General features: G+C 73.5%; 14 protein-coding genes. 8 read left to right on the plus strand and 6 right to left on the minus strand.

Going from position 1 to position 15,114, the window contains the following annotated elements:
* Positions 1 to 18 precede the first annotated feature (18 nt).
* Positions 19 to 4,995, minus strand: coding sequence for an ATP-dependent helicase (locus tag AB0E77_RS30515; RefSeq protein ID WP_361577047.1), 4,977 nt, complete (start codon positions 4,993 to 4,995; stop codon positions 19 to 21).
* Positions 4,996 to 5,129: 134 nt separating this feature from the next.
* On the opposite strand from AB0E77_RS30515, the gene AB0E77_RS30520 reads away from it, so the two are divergent.
* From AB0E77_RS30520 to AB0E77_RS30530, 3 genes are read left to right on the plus strand one after another with little or no spacing between them, the layout of a single operon-like run.
* The gene (locus AB0E77_RS30520; protein ID WP_361577050.1) at positions 5,130 to 5,996 is read left to right on the plus strand and encodes an AraC family transcriptional regulator; all 867 of its coding nucleotides are present in this window, start codon (positions 5,130 to 5,132) and stop codon (positions 5,994 to 5,996) included.
* Positions 5,993 to 6,787, plus strand: a complete 795-nt coding sequence (locus AB0E77_RS30525; RefSeq protein ID WP_361577053.1) for an AzlC family ABC transporter permease — start codon at positions 5,993 to 5,995, stop codon at positions 6,785 to 6,787. Before AB0E77_RS30520 ends, AB0E77_RS30525 begins: the two co-directional genes overlap by 4 nt.
* Positions 6,784 to 7,092 carry an AzlD domain-containing protein gene (locus tag AB0E77_RS30530; protein ID WP_361577056.1) on the plus strand — a complete coding sequence of 103 codons (309 nt, stop codon included), beginning with the start codon at positions 6,784 to 6,786 and terminating at the stop codon, positions 7,090 to 7,092. The genes AB0E77_RS30525 and AB0E77_RS30530 overlap by 4 nt, the downstream gene beginning before the upstream one ends.
* 15 nt (positions 7,093 to 7,107) lie before the next feature.
* Here the strand turns inward: AB0E77_RS30530 and AB0E77_RS30535 are convergent, their stop codons facing one another.
* On the minus strand, positions 7,108 to 8,052 hold the full coding sequence (locus tag AB0E77_RS30535) for a hypothetical protein (RefSeq protein WP_361577059.1): 945 nt from the start codon (positions 8,050 to 8,052) through the stop codon (positions 7,108 to 7,110).
* Between the two features lie 81 nt (positions 8,053 to 8,133).
* Between AB0E77_RS30535 and AB0E77_RS30540 the strand changes: the two genes are divergently transcribed.
* Positions 8,134 to 8,328: a DUF3046 domain-containing protein gene (locus AB0E77_RS30540; RefSeq protein WP_189231775.1), complete on the plus strand. Its 195-nt coding sequence runs from the start codon at positions 8,134 to 8,136 to the stop codon at positions 8,326 to 8,328.
* 60 nt (positions 8,329 to 8,388) lie between these two features.
* Positions 8,389 to 9,723, plus strand: a complete 1,335-nt coding sequence (locus tag AB0E77_RS30545) for an AI-2E family transporter (protein WP_361577062.1) — start codon at positions 8,389 to 8,391, stop codon at positions 9,721 to 9,723.
* A 17-nt stretch (positions 9,724 to 9,740) separates the two neighbouring features.
* Here the strand turns inward: AB0E77_RS30545 and AB0E77_RS30550 are convergent, their stop codons facing one another.
* Entirely contained in the window at positions 9,741 to 10,565 is an 825-nt protein-coding gene (locus AB0E77_RS30550) for a hypothetical protein (RefSeq protein WP_361577065.1), read from the minus strand.
* A gap of 289 nt (positions 10,566 to 10,854) precedes the next feature.
* Between AB0E77_RS30550 and recA the strand changes: the two genes are divergently transcribed.
* The 3 genes from recA to AB0E77_RS30565 all read left to right on the plus strand — a co-directional run bounded on the left by recA (position 10,855) and on the right by AB0E77_RS30565 (position 13,952).
* Positions 10,855 to 11,982, plus strand: coding sequence for a recombinase RecA (recA, locus tag AB0E77_RS30555; RefSeq protein WP_361577068.1), 1,128 nt, complete (start codon positions 10,855 to 10,857; stop codon positions 11,980 to 11,982).
* Between the two features lie 3 nt (positions 11,983 to 11,985).
* The gene (gene recX / locus AB0E77_RS30560) at positions 11,986 to 12,705 is read left to right on the plus strand and encodes a recombination regulator RecX (RefSeq protein WP_361577071.1); all 720 of its coding nucleotides are present in this window, start codon (positions 11,986 to 11,988) and stop codon (positions 12,703 to 12,705) included.
* A gap of 284 nt (positions 12,706 to 12,989) precedes the next feature.
* Entirely contained in the window at positions 12,990 to 13,952 is a 963-nt protein-coding gene (locus AB0E77_RS30565; RefSeq protein WP_361577074.1) for a substrate-binding domain-containing protein, read from the plus strand.
* 13 nt (positions 13,953 to 13,965) lie between these two features.
* On the opposite strand, the gene AB0E77_RS30570 is transcribed toward AB0E77_RS30565, so the two are convergent.
* From AB0E77_RS30570 to AB0E77_RS30580, 3 genes are all read right to left on the minus strand, one after another.
* Positions 13,966 to 14,358: a rhodanese-like domain-containing protein gene (locus tag AB0E77_RS30570; RefSeq protein WP_361577077.1), complete on the minus strand. Its 393-nt coding sequence runs from the start codon at positions 14,356 to 14,358 to the stop codon at positions 13,966 to 13,968.
* Positions 14,355 to 14,906 (minus strand): cysteine dioxygenase, encoded by a 552-nt coding sequence (locus AB0E77_RS30575; RefSeq protein ID WP_361577123.1) that lies wholly within the window; start codon positions 14,904 to 14,906, stop codon positions 14,355 to 14,357. Before AB0E77_RS30575 ends, AB0E77_RS30570 begins: the two co-directional genes overlap by 4 nt.
* Positions 14,907 to 14,989: 83 nt before the next feature.
* The gene (locus AB0E77_RS30580; RefSeq protein ID WP_311605579.1) at positions 14,990 to 15,076 is read right to left on the minus strand and encodes a putative leader peptide; all 87 of its coding nucleotides are present in this window, start codon (positions 15,074 to 15,076) and stop codon (positions 14,990 to 14,992) included.
* Positions 15,077 to 15,114: the final 38 nt, after the last annotated feature.

Genomic DNA, 15,114 nt, shown 5'->3' on the forward strand with positions numbered 1-15,114 from the left:
GGGTCAAGGGTGACAGGCTCACGCCCGGATGCGCAGGCCGCGCGGGGTGGCGATGAAGCCGGCCTCTTCGAGGAGGGCGCCGAAGGGCGAGGTCAGAGCCGCGGCGCCGTTGACCCGTTCCACCGTGACCGTGCCGAGGGAACCGGCACGGGCGGACGCGGCGAGGGCCTCCGTGGCGGCACGCAGGGCCGGGTCCTCGGTCGGCGGGCCGTCCGGAGCGGAGGGCCAGAGCAGCAGGGTCTTGCCGCCGCGCTCCATGTAGAGCGCCGGCTCGCCCTCCACCAGCACCACCAGCGAGCCCGCCTTGCGGCCGGCCTTGTGCGTGGCCCCGGCGGGGGGCTCGGGCCAGCTCAGGGCCGCACCGTAGGCGTTGGCCGGATCGGCGGCAGCCAGCACGACCGCCCGGGGGGCGGTGTCGGCTCGGCCGCGCCGACCGGGGAAACCGGCGTCGTACGAGCCGTGCCGGGGGCCGAAGCCACCGTGTGCCCCACCGCCCCGCGGGCCACCGGCACCCGGTTCGGCGTAGTTTCCCGGGGAGACGTGGTCGCCCCGGGAAAACGGCTGGGCGGGGGAGAAGGCGTCGGAGGGACGGTCCGGGTCGCCGGCGTCTCCGGGGCCGCCTGCCGCGAAGTCGTCGAATGAGCCGAAGGGGGAGCCGTCGGAGGCCCAGGGGTCCGGCGCGGAGCCGTCGGGCGCGGTGTGCCCTGCGGGGCCGCCGCTGCCGAGGCCCGCCCCGCCGGCGGGACCCTCACCGCGCTCGCGGGCGTTGGAGACCGCGCGCAACCGGTCCACGGCGCCCTCCATGGCGAACTGCGCGGCGCCGAGTCCCTCCACGACATAGCCGCGCCGGGCCTGCCCGCTCTCCTCGAAGGCGGCCAGGATGCGGTACACCGCTGAGAAGCCGCCCTCGACACCCTCGGCGGCGACGGCACCGCGGGTCACCACGCCGTGCCGGTCGAGGAGTGTCCGCGCCAGGGCGTGGGCGCGCACCGTGGTGTCGGGCTCGCGGGCCGGGAGCAGCGACCAGCGGCCCGCGACCGTCGGCGGGCCGGTCCGGGACGCGGCGCGGGCGGCGGCCGTCAGCGAGCCGTACCGTCCCCGTGGCACCGAGCGTTTGGCACGGTGCGCGGTGGCGCCCGCGGTGCGGCCCGAGCCCAGCAGGGCCCGCAGGGGCGCGAGCGTGTCGTTCGTCAGCCGTCCGGACCAGGCCAGGTCCCACAGGGCGTCGGCCAGCTGCGGGTCCGTGACGTCGGGGTGCGTGGTGGCGCGGACCTGGTCGGCGATCTGCCGGAAGAACAGGCCGTACCCGCCGGAGAGGCTGTCCAGGACTGCCTGATGGAGGGCGGTCGTCTCCAGGGGGTGGGCGGGCGGCAGCAGCAGCGGGGCCGCGTCCGCCAGATAGAGCGAGACCCAGCCGTCCTTGCCGGGGAGTGAGCCGGCGCCCGCCCACACCACCTCGCCGGTGGCGGTGAGCTCGTCCAGCATCGCGGGCGTGTAGTCCGCCACCCGGGACGGCAGGACGAGCTTCTCCAGGGCGGACGCGGGCACGGACGCGCCCTGCAACTGCTCGATGGCCCGCACCAGCCCGTCGATGCCGCGCAGCGCGTGCCCCTTGCCGATGTGCTGCCACTGGGGCAGGAACTGGCCCAGAGCGGCCGGCGGCACCGGCTCCAGCTCGTGCCGCAGGGCGGCCAGGGAACGGCGGCGCAACCGGCGCAGCACCGTCGCGTCGCACCACTCCTGACCGATCCCGGCCGGATGGAACTCGCCCTGCACGACCCGGCCCGCCGCCGCGAGCCGCTGCAGGGCGCCCTCGGTCACCGCGACGCCCAGACCGAAGCGGGCGGCTGCGGTCACCGAGGTGAACGGGCCGTGGGTGCGGGCATGGCGGGCGAGGAGGTCGCCGAGCGGGTCCTTGACGGGCTCGGTGAAGGCCTCGGGCACACCCACGGGCAGGGCCGTGCCCAGCGCGTCGCGCAGTCGGCCCGCGTCCTCGATCGCCGCCCAGTGATCGGCACCGGCGATGCGTACCTTGATGGCGCGCCGGGCGGCGGCCAGCTCCGGCGCCCACTGCGGCTCGGCGCCCCGTTCGGCCAGCTCGGCGTCCGTGAGCGGGCCGAGCATGCGCAGCAGGTCCGCGACGCCCTCCGGATCCTTGATACGCCGGTCGTCGGTGAGCCACTGCAGCTCGCGCTCCAGCTCGGTGAGCACCTCCGCGTCGAGCAGCTCGCGCAGCTCCGCCTGGCCGAGCAGCTCGGCCAGCAGCCGTGAGTCCAGCGACAGGGCGGCGGCCCGGCGCTCGGCGAGCGGGGAGTCGCCCTCGTACAGGAACTGGGCGACGTATCCGAACAGCAGGGAGCGGGCGAACGGGGACGGCTCCGGGGTGGTGACCTCGACCAGGCGCACCTTGCGGGACTCCACGTCGCCCATCAGCTCGACCAGGCCGGGCACGTCGAAGACGTCCTGGAGGCACTCGCGGACCGCTTCCAGGACGATCGGGAACGAGCCGTACTCGCTCGCCACCTCGAGCAGCTGCGCGGCGCGCTGGCGCTGCTGCCACAGCGGGGTGCGCCTGCCCGGATTACGGCGCGGCAGCAGCAGGGCGCGGGCGGCGCACTCCCGGAACCGGGACGCGAACAGGGCCGACCCGCCCACCTGGTCGGTGACGACCCGGTCGACGTCACCCTTGTCGAAGACGACGTCGGCCGCGCCGAGGGGCGCCTGCTCGGCGTCGTACTCCAGGCCGGGCTTCGACGGCTCCTGGTCGAGCAGGTCCAGGCCCATCAGATCCGCGTCCGGCAGGCGCAGCACGATGCCGTCGTCGGCGTGCATGACCTGGGCGTCCATGCCGTACCGCTCGGAGAGGCGGGCGCCGAGCGCGAGGGCCCAGGGGGCGTGGACCTGCGCGCCGAAGGGCGAGTGGACCACGACGCGCCAGTCGCCCAGCTCGTCGCGGAAACGCTCCACGACGATGGTGCGGTCGTCGGGCACATGGCCGCAGGCCTCGCGCTGCTCGTCGAGATACGCCAGCACATTGTCCGCGGCCCAGGCGTCCAGGCCCGCGGCGACCAGACGCAGCCGGGCGTCCTCCTTGCCGAGGGAACCCACCTCGCGCAGGAACGCGCCCAGCGCGCGGCCCAGCTCGAGGGGACGGCCCAGCTGGTCGCCCTTCCAGAACGGCAGTCGCCCCGGCACGCCCGGGGCCGGGGAGACCAGCACACGGTCGCGCGTGATGTCCTCGATGCGCCAGGAGCTGGTGCCGAGCGTGAAGACGTCCCCGACCCGGGACTCGTACACCATCTCCTCGTCGAGCTCGCCGACCCGGCCGCCGCCCTTCTTCGGGTCCGCGCCGGCGAGGAAGACCCCGAAGAGCCCGCGGTCGGGGATCGTCCCGCCCGAGGTGACGGCGAGGCGCTGTGCGCCCGGGCGGCCGGTGACGGTCCCCGCGACGCGGTCCCAGACCACGCGCGGGCGCAGCTCGGCGAAGGCGTCGGAGGGATAGCGGCCCGCGAGCATGTCCAGGACGGCCGTGAACGCCGACTCCGGGAGCGACGCGAAGGGGGCGGCGCGGCGGACGGTGGCGAGGAGGTCGTCGACCTGCCAGGTGTCCAGGGCCGTCATCGCGACCAGCTGCTGGGCCAGGACGTCCAGCGGATTGGCGGGGATCCTCAGCGACTCGATGGCGCCGCTGCGCATCCGCTCGGTGACCACGGCGGCCTGCACCAGGTCCCCGCGGTACTTGGGGAAGACCACGCCCGTGGAGACCGCGCCGACCTGATGGCCCGCGCGGCCGACGCGTTGGAGGCCGGAGGCGACGGACGGCGGCGACTCCACCTGGACCACGAGGTCGACGGCGCCCATGTCGATGCCCAGCTCCAGGCTGGAGGTGGCGACCACGGCGGGCAGGCGCCCCGCCTTGAGGTCCTCCTCGACGAGGGCGCGCTGCTCCTTGGAGACCGACCCGTGGTGGGCGCGGGCGATCACGGCCGGGGCGCCCTGGGCCGCGCCCGATCCGCCCATGAGCTGGGCGGGGGAGTGGTGCTCGTCCAGGGGCTCGCCGGTCGCCCGCTCGTACGCGATCTCGTTGAGCCGGTTGCACAGGCGCTCCGCCAGGCGGCGGGAGTTGGCGAAGACGATGGTGGAGCGGTGCGACTGGACGAGGTCGGTGATCCGCTCTTCGACATGGGGCCAGATCGACGGGCGCTCGGCGCCCTCATTGCCGTCGGCGACCGGAGAGCCGCCGAGCTCGCCCAGGTCCTCCACCGGGACCACGACGGACAGGTCGAACTCCTTGCCCGACTCCGGCTGGACGATCTCCACCTTGCCGCGCGGCGCCAGGAAACGGGCGACCTCGTCCACCGGGCGGACCGTCGCCGAAAGGCCGATCCGGCGGGCCGGCTTGGGCAGCAGCTCGTCCAGCCGCTCCAGGGTGAGTGCGAGATGGGCGCCGCGCTTGGTGCCCGCCACCGCGTGCACCTCGTCGAGGATCACCGTCTCCACGCCCGTCAGCGCGTCGCGGGTGGCCGACGTCAGCATCAGGAACAGGGACTCGGGGGTCGTGATCAGGATGTCCGGCGGGCGGGTGGCCAGGGCCCGGCGCTCGGCGGCCGGGGTGTCGCCCGAACGGATGCCGACCTTCACCTCCGGCTCGGGCAGACCGAGCCGGACGGACTCCTGTCGGATGCCGGTCAGCGGGCTGCGCAGATTGCGCTCGACGTCGACGGCCAGGGCCTTGAGGGGAGAGACGTACAGCACCCGGCAGCGCTTCTTCGGGTCGGCCGGCGGGGGTGTGGAGGCCAGCTGGTCGAGGGCGGCGAGGAAGGCGGCCAGCGTCTTGCCGGAACCGGTGGGCGCGACCACCAGCACGTCCGAGCCCTCCGAGATGGCCTGCCACGCACCGGCCTGGGCGGCGGTGGGCGCGGAGAAGGCCCCCGTGAACCAGCCGCGGGTCGCGGGGGAGAAGCCGTCCAGGGCTCGGTGTGCGGAGCTGACCATGGATCCATCGTGCACCCCGGCACTGACAATCGGCCTGAGCCGGGAGGACGGAGCGCGGGACGGGGTGGGCCGTGTGCGGCTCTGCCAGGGGTACGGGGCGCCGCCGGGCCGCACGGGTGTCGGACAATGGACCCATGGCGGGATCGGGTGAGCGGGCGCGGCACTGGCGGTACGCCGAACTGCCCGGCGTCGACCTGCTCCGCGCCCAGTACATACGGAAGACCTTCGTCCGGCACACCCACGAGCACTTCGTCATAGCCGCCATCGCCGACGGCGTCGAGGTCTTCCACCACGGCGGCAGCGACCAGTACGCCGGCGCCGGATCGCTCGCGCTGGTCAATCCCGACACCCCGCACACGGGCCGGGCCGGCGTGCCCGAGGGCTGGCGCTACGGGGCGGTCTACCCGGCGCCGGACCTCGTGGCCGCGATCGCGGCGGAGACGACCACCCTGCGCGGGACGCCGGGATTCGTCCGCCCGGTGCTCGACGACCCGTACACCGTCGAACTGGTCCACCGGGTGCTGCGGGCCGCCGACGAGGGCAACGCGCTCGCCGCCGACACCCTGCTGCGGGTGGCCGTGACCCGGCTGCTGCGGCTGAACGGCGGACCGCGGCCCCGGCGCGAGGTGCGGACCGCAGGAGCCCGGGTCGCGGCACGCGCGCGTGCCGTGCTGGAGGAGCGGATGGCCGCCCCGCCGAGCCTGGAGACGCTCGCCGCGGAGCTCGGCAGCAGTCCGTTCGCCCTGCTGCGTGCCTTCCGTGACACCTACGGGATGCCGCCTCACACCTGGCTGACCGACGCCCGGGTGCGCCGGGCGCGGCGGATGCTGGACGCCGGGACGGCACCGGCCGACGCCGCCGTCGCCGTGGGCTTCACCGACCAGCCGCACCTGAACCGGCACTTCGCGCGGATCGTGGGCGTACCGCCCGGGGCCTACCAGCGCGAGCGCAAGAACGTACAAGACGCGCGGCGGGGCCTGCTCCTACCGTCCGAGGCGTGACAGAACAGACAGTCGTCCCCGGTACGAGCGCCGCCGAAGGCAAACCCGACGCCGCCGTCGTACGGGACGCCCTCGGAGTGGGAGTCGCCGTCGGACTGTCCGGGTTCGCCTTCGGGGTGACCTCGGCGGGCAGCGGGCTCACGCTGCTCCAGACGTGCGCGCTCAGCCTCCTGGTCTTCACCGGCGCCTCCCAGTTCGCGCTCGTGGGGGCGCTCGCGGCCGGTGGCAACCCGCTCACAGCCGCGGCGGGCGCCTTCTTCCTCGGCGTGCGCAACGCCTTCTACGGGCTGCGGCTGTCGCAGTTGCTGGCCCTCCCGCGCGCGGTGCGGCCCTTCGCCGCCCAGTGGGTCATCGACGAGACGACGGCCGTGGCGCTCGCGCAGCCCACGCGGCGCAGCGTCCGGATCGGGTTCACGGTCACCGGTCTCACCCTGTACGTGCTGTGGAACGTCACCACGCTGCTCGGCGCGCTGGGCGCGGAGGCCATCGGGGACACCGACACCTGGGGCCTCGACGCGGCCGGGCCCGCGGTCTTCCTGGCGCTGCTCGCGCCGATGCTGAGGACCACCACCGAGCGCACGGTCGCCACCCTGGCCGTCGTGCTGGGACTCGGTCTGCTGCCCGCCCTGCCCGCCGGTGTGCCCGTCCTGGTGGCGGCGCTGGCGGCACCGGCCGTCCTGTGGGTGCGGGGACGCCGCCGGGCCGCCGCACCGCGCCACGACGGGGACAACGACGCGCGGGACAGGACACAGAGCCCCGTCGAGGGCTCCGGGCGGGAGGAAGAGCGTTGAGCATCTGGATCGCGATCGGCGTGACCGCACTCGGCTGCTACGCCGTCAAACTCGTCGGACTGCTCGTGCCCGCGGGCGCACTGGAACGGCCGCTGGTCCGGCGGCTCGCCGCCCTGCTGCCCGTCGCCCTCCTCGCCGCGCTCACGGCCCAGCAGACCTTCGCGGACGGGCAGACGCTCGTCCTGGACGCGCGGGCCGCCGGCGTCGCCGCGGCCGCCGTGGCCCTGGTGCTGCGGGCGCCGTTCCTGCTGGTCGTCGGGGCCGCCGTGGTGGTCACCGCGGGGGTGCGGGCGCTGGGCGGCTGAGAACGGAGGGGCCGGTCAGCCGATGGGGCGGCCGTAGGCCCGGAGCGTGCTGAGGGCGTCGAGCGTCACCCGGGGACGTGCCTCCAGCGCGGGTGCCGGTGCCCAGCGGCGCCAGCGGACGGGCCAGCCGCCGTCCTCTTCCTGCTCCGCTGCGAGGAAATCGAGGGAGCGGGTCATCTCGTCGTCCGTGAACCACGCGCGCGCGAGGGAGTGCGGACTCCTCGCGTAGTCGTGCGGGAAGTGGTGCTCGCCCGGGGCGTAGCCGGGGGAGACCGGGCAGGCGTCGCGGGTTTCCGGATCGAGCACCGCGAGGCGCTGTTCGCGCACCAGGCGGCCCAGCCGGTCGGCCGCCGCCTGCGCGCGCGTGCGGTCGGGGGCGGCGTCCAGGAAGGCCACGGCGGCCTCGACCTCGTACGGGTGGGAGGTCCGCACCGACTCGACCGCCCGCCAGCAGAAGTCCGTGGCCCGGAACAGCCAGGCGTGCCAGACCTCGTTGCGGTGCAGCAGACCGACCACCGGCCCGGTGGCGAGCAGCTCCCCGGGAGGGTCGTCCACCACGGGCACGAAGGGGGCGGCCGGGTAACCGCGCTGGCTGGGATGGACCGCGGGCAGGGCCCCGTCGGCTGTCGAGACGGAGGTCAGATAGCGGCACACCCGCTCCACGCGCTGCCCGCCGCACTGCCCGACGGCGTCCAGGACGCGCAACGCCTGCGCGGTGTGCAGCGGCTGGCTCACGGGCCCGCGCAGATCGGGCTCCAGGGCGTGACCGTACCCGCCGTCCTCGTTGCGGTAGGCGTCCAGCGCCGCCTCCACCGGCGCGGCGGCGCCGTCGCGGAAGCGGAACGCGAACAGGCGCTGCTCCAGCACGCGCGCGGTGAGCCAGACGAAGCGCTCCGCGCGCGCGAGCGGAGTGCGCGCGGGGAGCGTCGGGGGGAGTGGGGAAGCTCCGTTTTCGGCCATGCGTCAGACCGTAGGGCGGAAAGCGGTCCCAGCACGCCGTCCCGGCTCAGGGCCCACTCTCAGGGGCGGGATACTGGGGGCATGCGGTTGACGGTCTTCTGGGAGCGGATGACGGAGCACTTCGGTCCGGGGTACGCCGACACCTTCGCGCGCGATCACGTGATGACGGAGCTCGGCGGTCGTACGGTGCACGAGGCGCTGGACGCCGGCTGGGACGCCAAGGACGTGTGGCGGGTGGTCTGCACCGTCATGAACGTGCCACAGGAGCAGCGCTGACCGGTCACGAAGATCACGGGCCGTGCGTCCGCTGTCGGTGGCGTGGGCGAGACTTGGTCCGTGGCATCCACTGACGAGACCGGGCAGGCGGCCCGGCAGACCCCTCCGCCCGGCACGACGCCGCCCGCCCAGCCCCCCGTCGGCGGCAGCGCCGGGCCGGGCGCCCGCATGCCGCGCTGGCTGCCGCGGGCCATGGTGCTGGCCCTTGCTCTGATCGCCGTCTTCCAGCTGGGCAGCTGGGCCTTCCACCAGCTCACCGGGCTGCTGATCAACATCCTCATCGCGTTCTTCCTGGCGCTCGCCATCGAGCCCGCGGTGAGCTGGATGTCCGGGCGCGGCGTGCGCCGGGGGCTGGCCACGTTCCTCGTCTTCCTCGCCGTGCTGATCGCCGCCGCGGGGTTCGTGACGCTGCTCGGCTCCATGCTGGCGGGCCAGATCGTCAAGATGGTCGAGGACTTCCCCGACTACCTCGACTCCGTGATCAACTGGGTCAACAGCCACTTCCACACCGAGTTCAGAAGAGTGGACGTCCAGGAGGGCCTCCTCCGCTCCGACTGGCTGCGCAACTACGTGCAGAACAGCGCCTCCGGCGTCCTGGACGTGTCCGCCCAGGTCCTCGGCGGTCTCTTCCAGCTGCTGACGATCCTGCTGTTCTCGTTCTACTTCGCCGCCGACGGCCCCCGGCTGCGGCGCGGGCTCTGCTCCGTCCTGCCGCCCGCCCGGCAGGCCGAGGTCCTGCGCGCGTGGGAGATCGCCGTGGACAAGACCGGCGGCTACCTCTACTCGCGCGGTCTGATGGCGCTGATCTCCGGCATCGCGCACTACATCCTGCTGGAGATCCTGGAGGTGCCCTACGCGCCGGCGCTCGCCGTGTGGGTGGGCCTGGTGTCGCAGTTCATCCCCACCATCGGCACCTATCTCGCGGGCGCCCTGCCCATGCTGATCGCCTTCACGGTCAACCCCTGGTACGCGTTGTGGGTCCTGGGCTTCGTGGTGGTCTACCAGCAGTTCGAGAACTACGTGCTGCAGCCCAAGCTGACGTCGAAGACCGTGGACATCCACCCCGCGGTCGCCTTCGGCTCGGTCATCGCGGGCACCGCCCTGCTGGGCGCCGTCGGCGCGCTGATCGCCATCCCGGCGGTCGCCACGCTGCAGGCGTTCCTCGGGGCGTACGTCAAGCGGTACGACGTCACGGACGACCCCCGTGTCCACGGGCACCGCGACCGCCGCGGGGCGGGGTCCGGGGGGTTCACGCGCATACGGAAACTGTGGGCCAGGCGACCGGACACGGCGCCTCCCGCGCAGCGCCGTCCCGGGGACGGCGGACCCGGGCGCGGTGGGCCCGGGCACGGGGGCCCTGAGGACGGGAGCTCCGGAGGAGGCGGCACCGTCTGAGGCGCCGGGCGGCCGGTTCAGTACGTCAGGGCGGCCCACACTCCGGTGGCGACGACGGCGGCCGCGTAGCAGCCGGCCGCCACGGCCACGAGCCGTCGCCGCACCGCCGCGTCCCACGAAGTAAGGGGGAGCAGCCGGGCCAGCACCGGCAGCACCAGGACGGCGTGCAGGCTCACCCCGTGCAGCGGCTTGAGCGGCGCCGTGGAGTCATACGCCGCCTCCTGGTGACCGGTCCGGGTGAGGACCACGCCGCGCGCGATCATCGCGGCTCCCGAGGCGAGCCCGACGAGGAGGACCGCGAACCCGGACCGCACCGCGAGCGGCATGCCCGCCGGTCCCGTGGGCCGGTGGCGGAACGACACGAGGGCGAACACGGTCAGCAGTACCACCAGCACGCCACCGCCCACCGCGAGGGACATCGACACGGCCGTGTCGAACGGCGTCTCCATGTCGAGGTGCGAGGGCACTCCGCGCCACGCCTGCAGGGTGATGCCGGCCACCTCGAGGACACAGTCGGCCGCGAACACGGCGAGCAGCAGGCTGCGCCGTCCCGGCCGCAGGCGCAGGTACGAGGTGATCCAGGTGACCGCGATCAGCGTGCTGCCGAAGGACAGTCCGAAGGTCACCGGCTTGCGCCAGGAGACGGGCCCGTCCCAGGGGCCGCCGTCCACGGCGAACACCACCAGGTGCCCGAGGCCGGAGAGGATCAGGAGAGCGCCGGTCGCGTGGCAGGCGCGCGCCGCCGGGGACCGGCCGGGCGGCAGGCCGTCCGCGGGTGGCGGGTCCGGTGCGGTGTGGTGGGCGGTTCGGGCGGCGGTGCGGGCGGTCCCCTCGTTCTGCATGCGACGAGCCTGGCCCGGGGACCGCCGCCGGTCGTCGTCCGTCCGGAGACACCTGGCCTACGCCCCGAGACGTACGCTCGGAAGTGCCGCGTGGTGCGCTTGACACGAAAATCGAACATCCATTCTTATGGAGGCTCCGGCGGGGCTCGGGACGGGCGATTCGACTGGGTTTGGGCGGAGAAGTTCCCGAGTTATCCACAGGCCGGACCCGCACCGAGGCGCATTGTCAGTGGCAGGCATTAGCGTCTTTGACGTGAAGCGATCGAATCAAGCAAACCGGGTGGAACCCATGGCAGGAACCGACCGCGAGAAGGCCCTGGACGCCGCGCTCGCACAGATTGAACGGCAATTCGGCAAGGGCGCGGTCATGCGCATGGGCGAGCGGTCGATGGAGCCCATCGAGGTCATCCCGACCGGATCGACCGCGCTCGACGTGGCCCTCGGCGTCGGCGGTCTCCCGCGCGGCCGGGTCGTGGAGATCTACGGCCCCGAGTCCTCGGGCAAGACGACCCTGACCCTGCACGCCGTGGCGAACGCGCAGAAGGCCGGTGGCCAGGTCGCGTTCGTGGACGCGGAGCACGCCCTCGACCCCGAGTACGCGAAGAAGCTCGGCGTCGACATCGACAACCTGATCCTCTCCCAGCCGGACAACGGCGAGCAGGCCCTGGAGATCGTGGACATGCTGGTCCGCTCCGGTGCCCTCGACCTGATCGTCATCGACTCCGTCGCCGCGCTCGTCCCGCGCGCGGAGATCGAGGGCGAGATGGGCGACAGCCACGTGGGTCTCCAGGCCCGGCTGATGAGCCAGGCCCTGCGGAAGATCACCAGCGCGCTCAACCAGTCCAAGACCACCGCGATCTTCATCAACCAGCTCCGCGAGAAGATCGGCGTGATGTTCGGCTCCCCCGAGACCACGACCGGTGGCCGGGCGCTCAAGTTCTACGCCTCCGTGCGCATCGACATCCGCCGCATCGAGACGCTGAAGGACGGCACGGAGGCGGTCGGCAACCGCACCCGCTGCAAGGTCGTCAAGAACAAGGTCGCGCCGCCCTTCAAGCAGGCCGAGTTCGACATCCTCTACGGCCAGGGCATCAGCCGCGAGGGCGGCCTGATCGACATGGGCGTGGAGCACGGCTTCGTCCGCAAGGCCGGCGCCTGGTACACGTACGAGGGCGACCAGCTCGGCCAGGGCAAGGAGAACGCGCGCAACTTCCTGAAGGACAACCCCGACCTGGCCAACGAGATCGAGAAGAAGATCAAGGAGAAGCTGGGCGTCGGCGTGCGTCCCGAGGAGCCGGCCACCGAGCCGGGCACGGACGCCGCGGTCTCCGCCGCCCCGGCCGGTGCCGCACCGGCGGTGCCCGCTCCCGCGACGGCCAAGGCCACCAAGTCCAAGGCCGCGGCAGCCAAGAGCTGATCCGTGACACGACGAACCGACTGGGCCGAGTACGACGCGGGCTCCGCCGGGACGGACGACGGCATGCACGGCACGCATGGGGCGGGGGACCCTGCGGCCGTGCCGTCCGGTGAGGGCGGGAGGCGTCGCAGAGGCGGGCGGCGGAGACGGCGCGAGGGCGCGGAGCCGTTCGCCGAGGACGGAGGTGCCACTTCCTCGTCGAGGGCCGAGAAGGAGGAGCCTCCGCGGGACCCGGTGGAGCAGGCCCGGGCGATCTGCCTGCGCCTGCTCACCGGGACCCCGCGCACCCGCAAGCAACTCGCCGACGCCCTGCGTAAACGGGAGATCCCGGACGAGGCCGCGGAGGAGGTGCTGTCCAGGTTCGAGGAGGTCGGCCTGATCGACGACAGTGCCTTCGCCGATGCCTGGGTCGAGTCCCGGCATCACGGCCGCGGACTGGCCCGGCGCGCTCTCGCCCGCGAACTGCGGACCAAGGGCGTCGACTCCACCCTCATCGACGCGGCGGTCTCCCAGCTGGACCCCGAGCAGGAGGAGGAGACCGCACGGGAACTCGTCGCCCGCAAACTCCGTGCCACCCGAGGCCTCGACCGCGACAAGAGGCTGCGCCGCCTCGCCGGCCTGCTGGCCCGCAAGGGCTACCCCGAGGGCATGGCCCTACGGGTGGTTCGCCAGGCCCTGGAAGAGGAGGGCGAGGACACCGAGTTCTTGGGTGACGAAGGCTGACGAGGGCTGACGACCGGCTGACGAGAGCTTCTGACCGGACGCGACGCCGCCTACGGGGGTGGGGGCGTCGCCTCTGAGCGACATGAGCGCGCAGGATTACCTTGCGCTCCCGGCGGGGTGAAGACCTTCCCGTACGGCTGTACCGTCTGCGCCGTCGCGCGGCTGTCCGAGCCGCGTCCGCCGCGTCCGCCGCGTCCACCGCGCGCGTACGCCGCCCCCGGAGACCGGCCGGCGAACGGGCCGCACCGACGAAGCCACGGTACGTCCAGAATGGCGGCCCAGCCATGCCTCTGCCCGCGCGCCCCCGAAGAGCGACGCCCGCTCTGCTCCTCGGTGCCGGCCTGCTCCTGAGCGGCTGCGGTCTGGGCACGGCCGACGCCGGCCCGGCGAAGGACGGCCCGCTCGTCCTCGGGTTCGTCAACGGAGGCGACAGCCAGTTCCACACCTGCCTTCAGCGGTCCGTGGAGATCACGGCCAAGAACAACTTCGCCAAGCTCGTCACGGCCAACTCCGGGCAGGACGCGGCGACGGAGCCGTCCAACATCGAGGACATGATCGGGCGCAAGGTCGACGCGATCATCCTGCAGACCGTCAGCGCGGACGCCCTCGAGAGCGACCTCGCCAGGGCCCGGCGGGCCGGCATCCGCGTCTTCCTGACCTCCGTGAGCGCCGACCCGGACGACATCCTCGGGGCGGTGGTCGTCGACCTGAAGGCCGTCGGACGCCTGGACGCCCAGTGGATCACCGACGACGCGGCGGGCAAGGACGTACAGGTCGGTGTGCTCGCGGGGGCACCGGGAGCCGCGTCCGACCTGCTCGTCGACGGCTTCGCCGAGGCGTTGCCGGCCAACGCCGAGGTGGTCGCCGACCAGCCCGGCATGTTCGACGCCGCCACGGCCGGGAAGGTCGCCACGGCCATGGCCCGGGCCCACCCCGGCCTGGACTACGCCTTCGTCGCCAACGAGCAGATGGCCTTCGCCGCACGCAAGGCCTTCGACGCGGCCGGAGTTGGCCAGGTGAAGATCGTGACGGTGAACGGCACCGACGAAGCCCTCGCCGCGCTCAAGGACGGACGGTTCTCCGCGACGGTCTCCAACTCGGCCGGGAACACCGGTGAGCTGGCCGTCCAGAACACCATCGCCCTGCTGCGGGACCGGAAGACCGAGAAGATCGACAACACCCCGATCCGCCTGGTGACCAAGGGGAACGCGGACACGGCACCCCTGTACTGCCCCTCCGACCTCTGACCGGGGGCACGCGCTAAGGCACGGTCACGGGCAGTCCCGCCGCCCGCCACGCCTGGAACCCGCCGACCAGGTCGGTGGCCCGATGCAGGCCCAGGCGGTGCAGGGACTCCGCGGCGAGGCTGGAGGCGTAGCCCTCGTTGCACACGACCACGACGCGCAGGTCGTGACCCCTGGCCTCGGGAAGGCGGTGGCTGCCCTGCGGATCCAGGCGCCACTCCAGTTCGTTGCGTTCGATCACCAGGGCGCCCGGGATCAGGCCGTCCGCATCGCGCAGGGCGGCGTACCGGATGTCGACCAGCAACGCCTCACCAGCCTCGGCCGCCTCGTGCGCCGCGCGCGGCTCGATGCGCGTGTAGCCCCGGCGTACCCGCTCCAGCACGGCGTCGATCCCGTTCGGCTCGCTCACTGCCAGTCCTCCGGGCGCTCGACGTCCTCCAGGCGCAGGACCTGGCCGCTGCGACTGTAGCGACGGATCCGCGGCAGGGGCGGGTAATAGGCGTGGACGGAGATCGCGTGGCGGTCGGGGGACTCGTTGAGCACCTCGTGGACGTGGTGCCGCCCGAAGGCGCGCCCCTTCCCGGCGGGCAGCCGACGCTCACGGTCCACCCCGTCGGTGAGCTCCAGGGTCTTCCAGCCGTCGGTGGGCAGCCGGGCGGCGAGCGCGTTCTCCCTGAGCTCGCCTGCCGCGGTGACGAAGGCGCCCACCGACTCGGCATGGTCGTGCCAGCCGGTGCCCGTGCCGGGCGGCCAGCCGATCAGCCAGGCCTCGCTGCCGCCGGGCCCCTCCAGTCGCACCCAGGTACGGCCCTCGGGGTCGAGGGGAAGCGAGGCGATCAGGTCGGCGTCGGCGGCGATGCGCCGGACGAAGGAGAGGAGCTCGGCCTGGGTCGGCGCGGGCGCGCCCGTGGCCGTCGGGGAAAGGGAAGAGGAGGACGCAGGGGCGGGGAAGGACACAGACACGGGAACCGTCCTGGGAGTTCGCGAGGAGACGCGCGGCGGCACGGCGAAGCCGGGGCGCGCGAGAAAGTGAGGCGAATTCAGCAGGAGGGACGACACACGCAACCCGCATAGCGGACGAGGTCCATATGGACCCTCCGCCACAGGCGCACGTCGGTGTCGGTCACGTTCGGGAGTGAACCACGACGGCGTGGGACGGTCAACT

The organism is Streptomyces sp. NPDC032940 (assembly GCF_040636935.1).
In the GTDB taxonomy this organism is placed as follows: Bacteria; Actinomycetota; Actinomycetes; order Streptomycetales; family Streptomycetaceae; genus Streptomyces.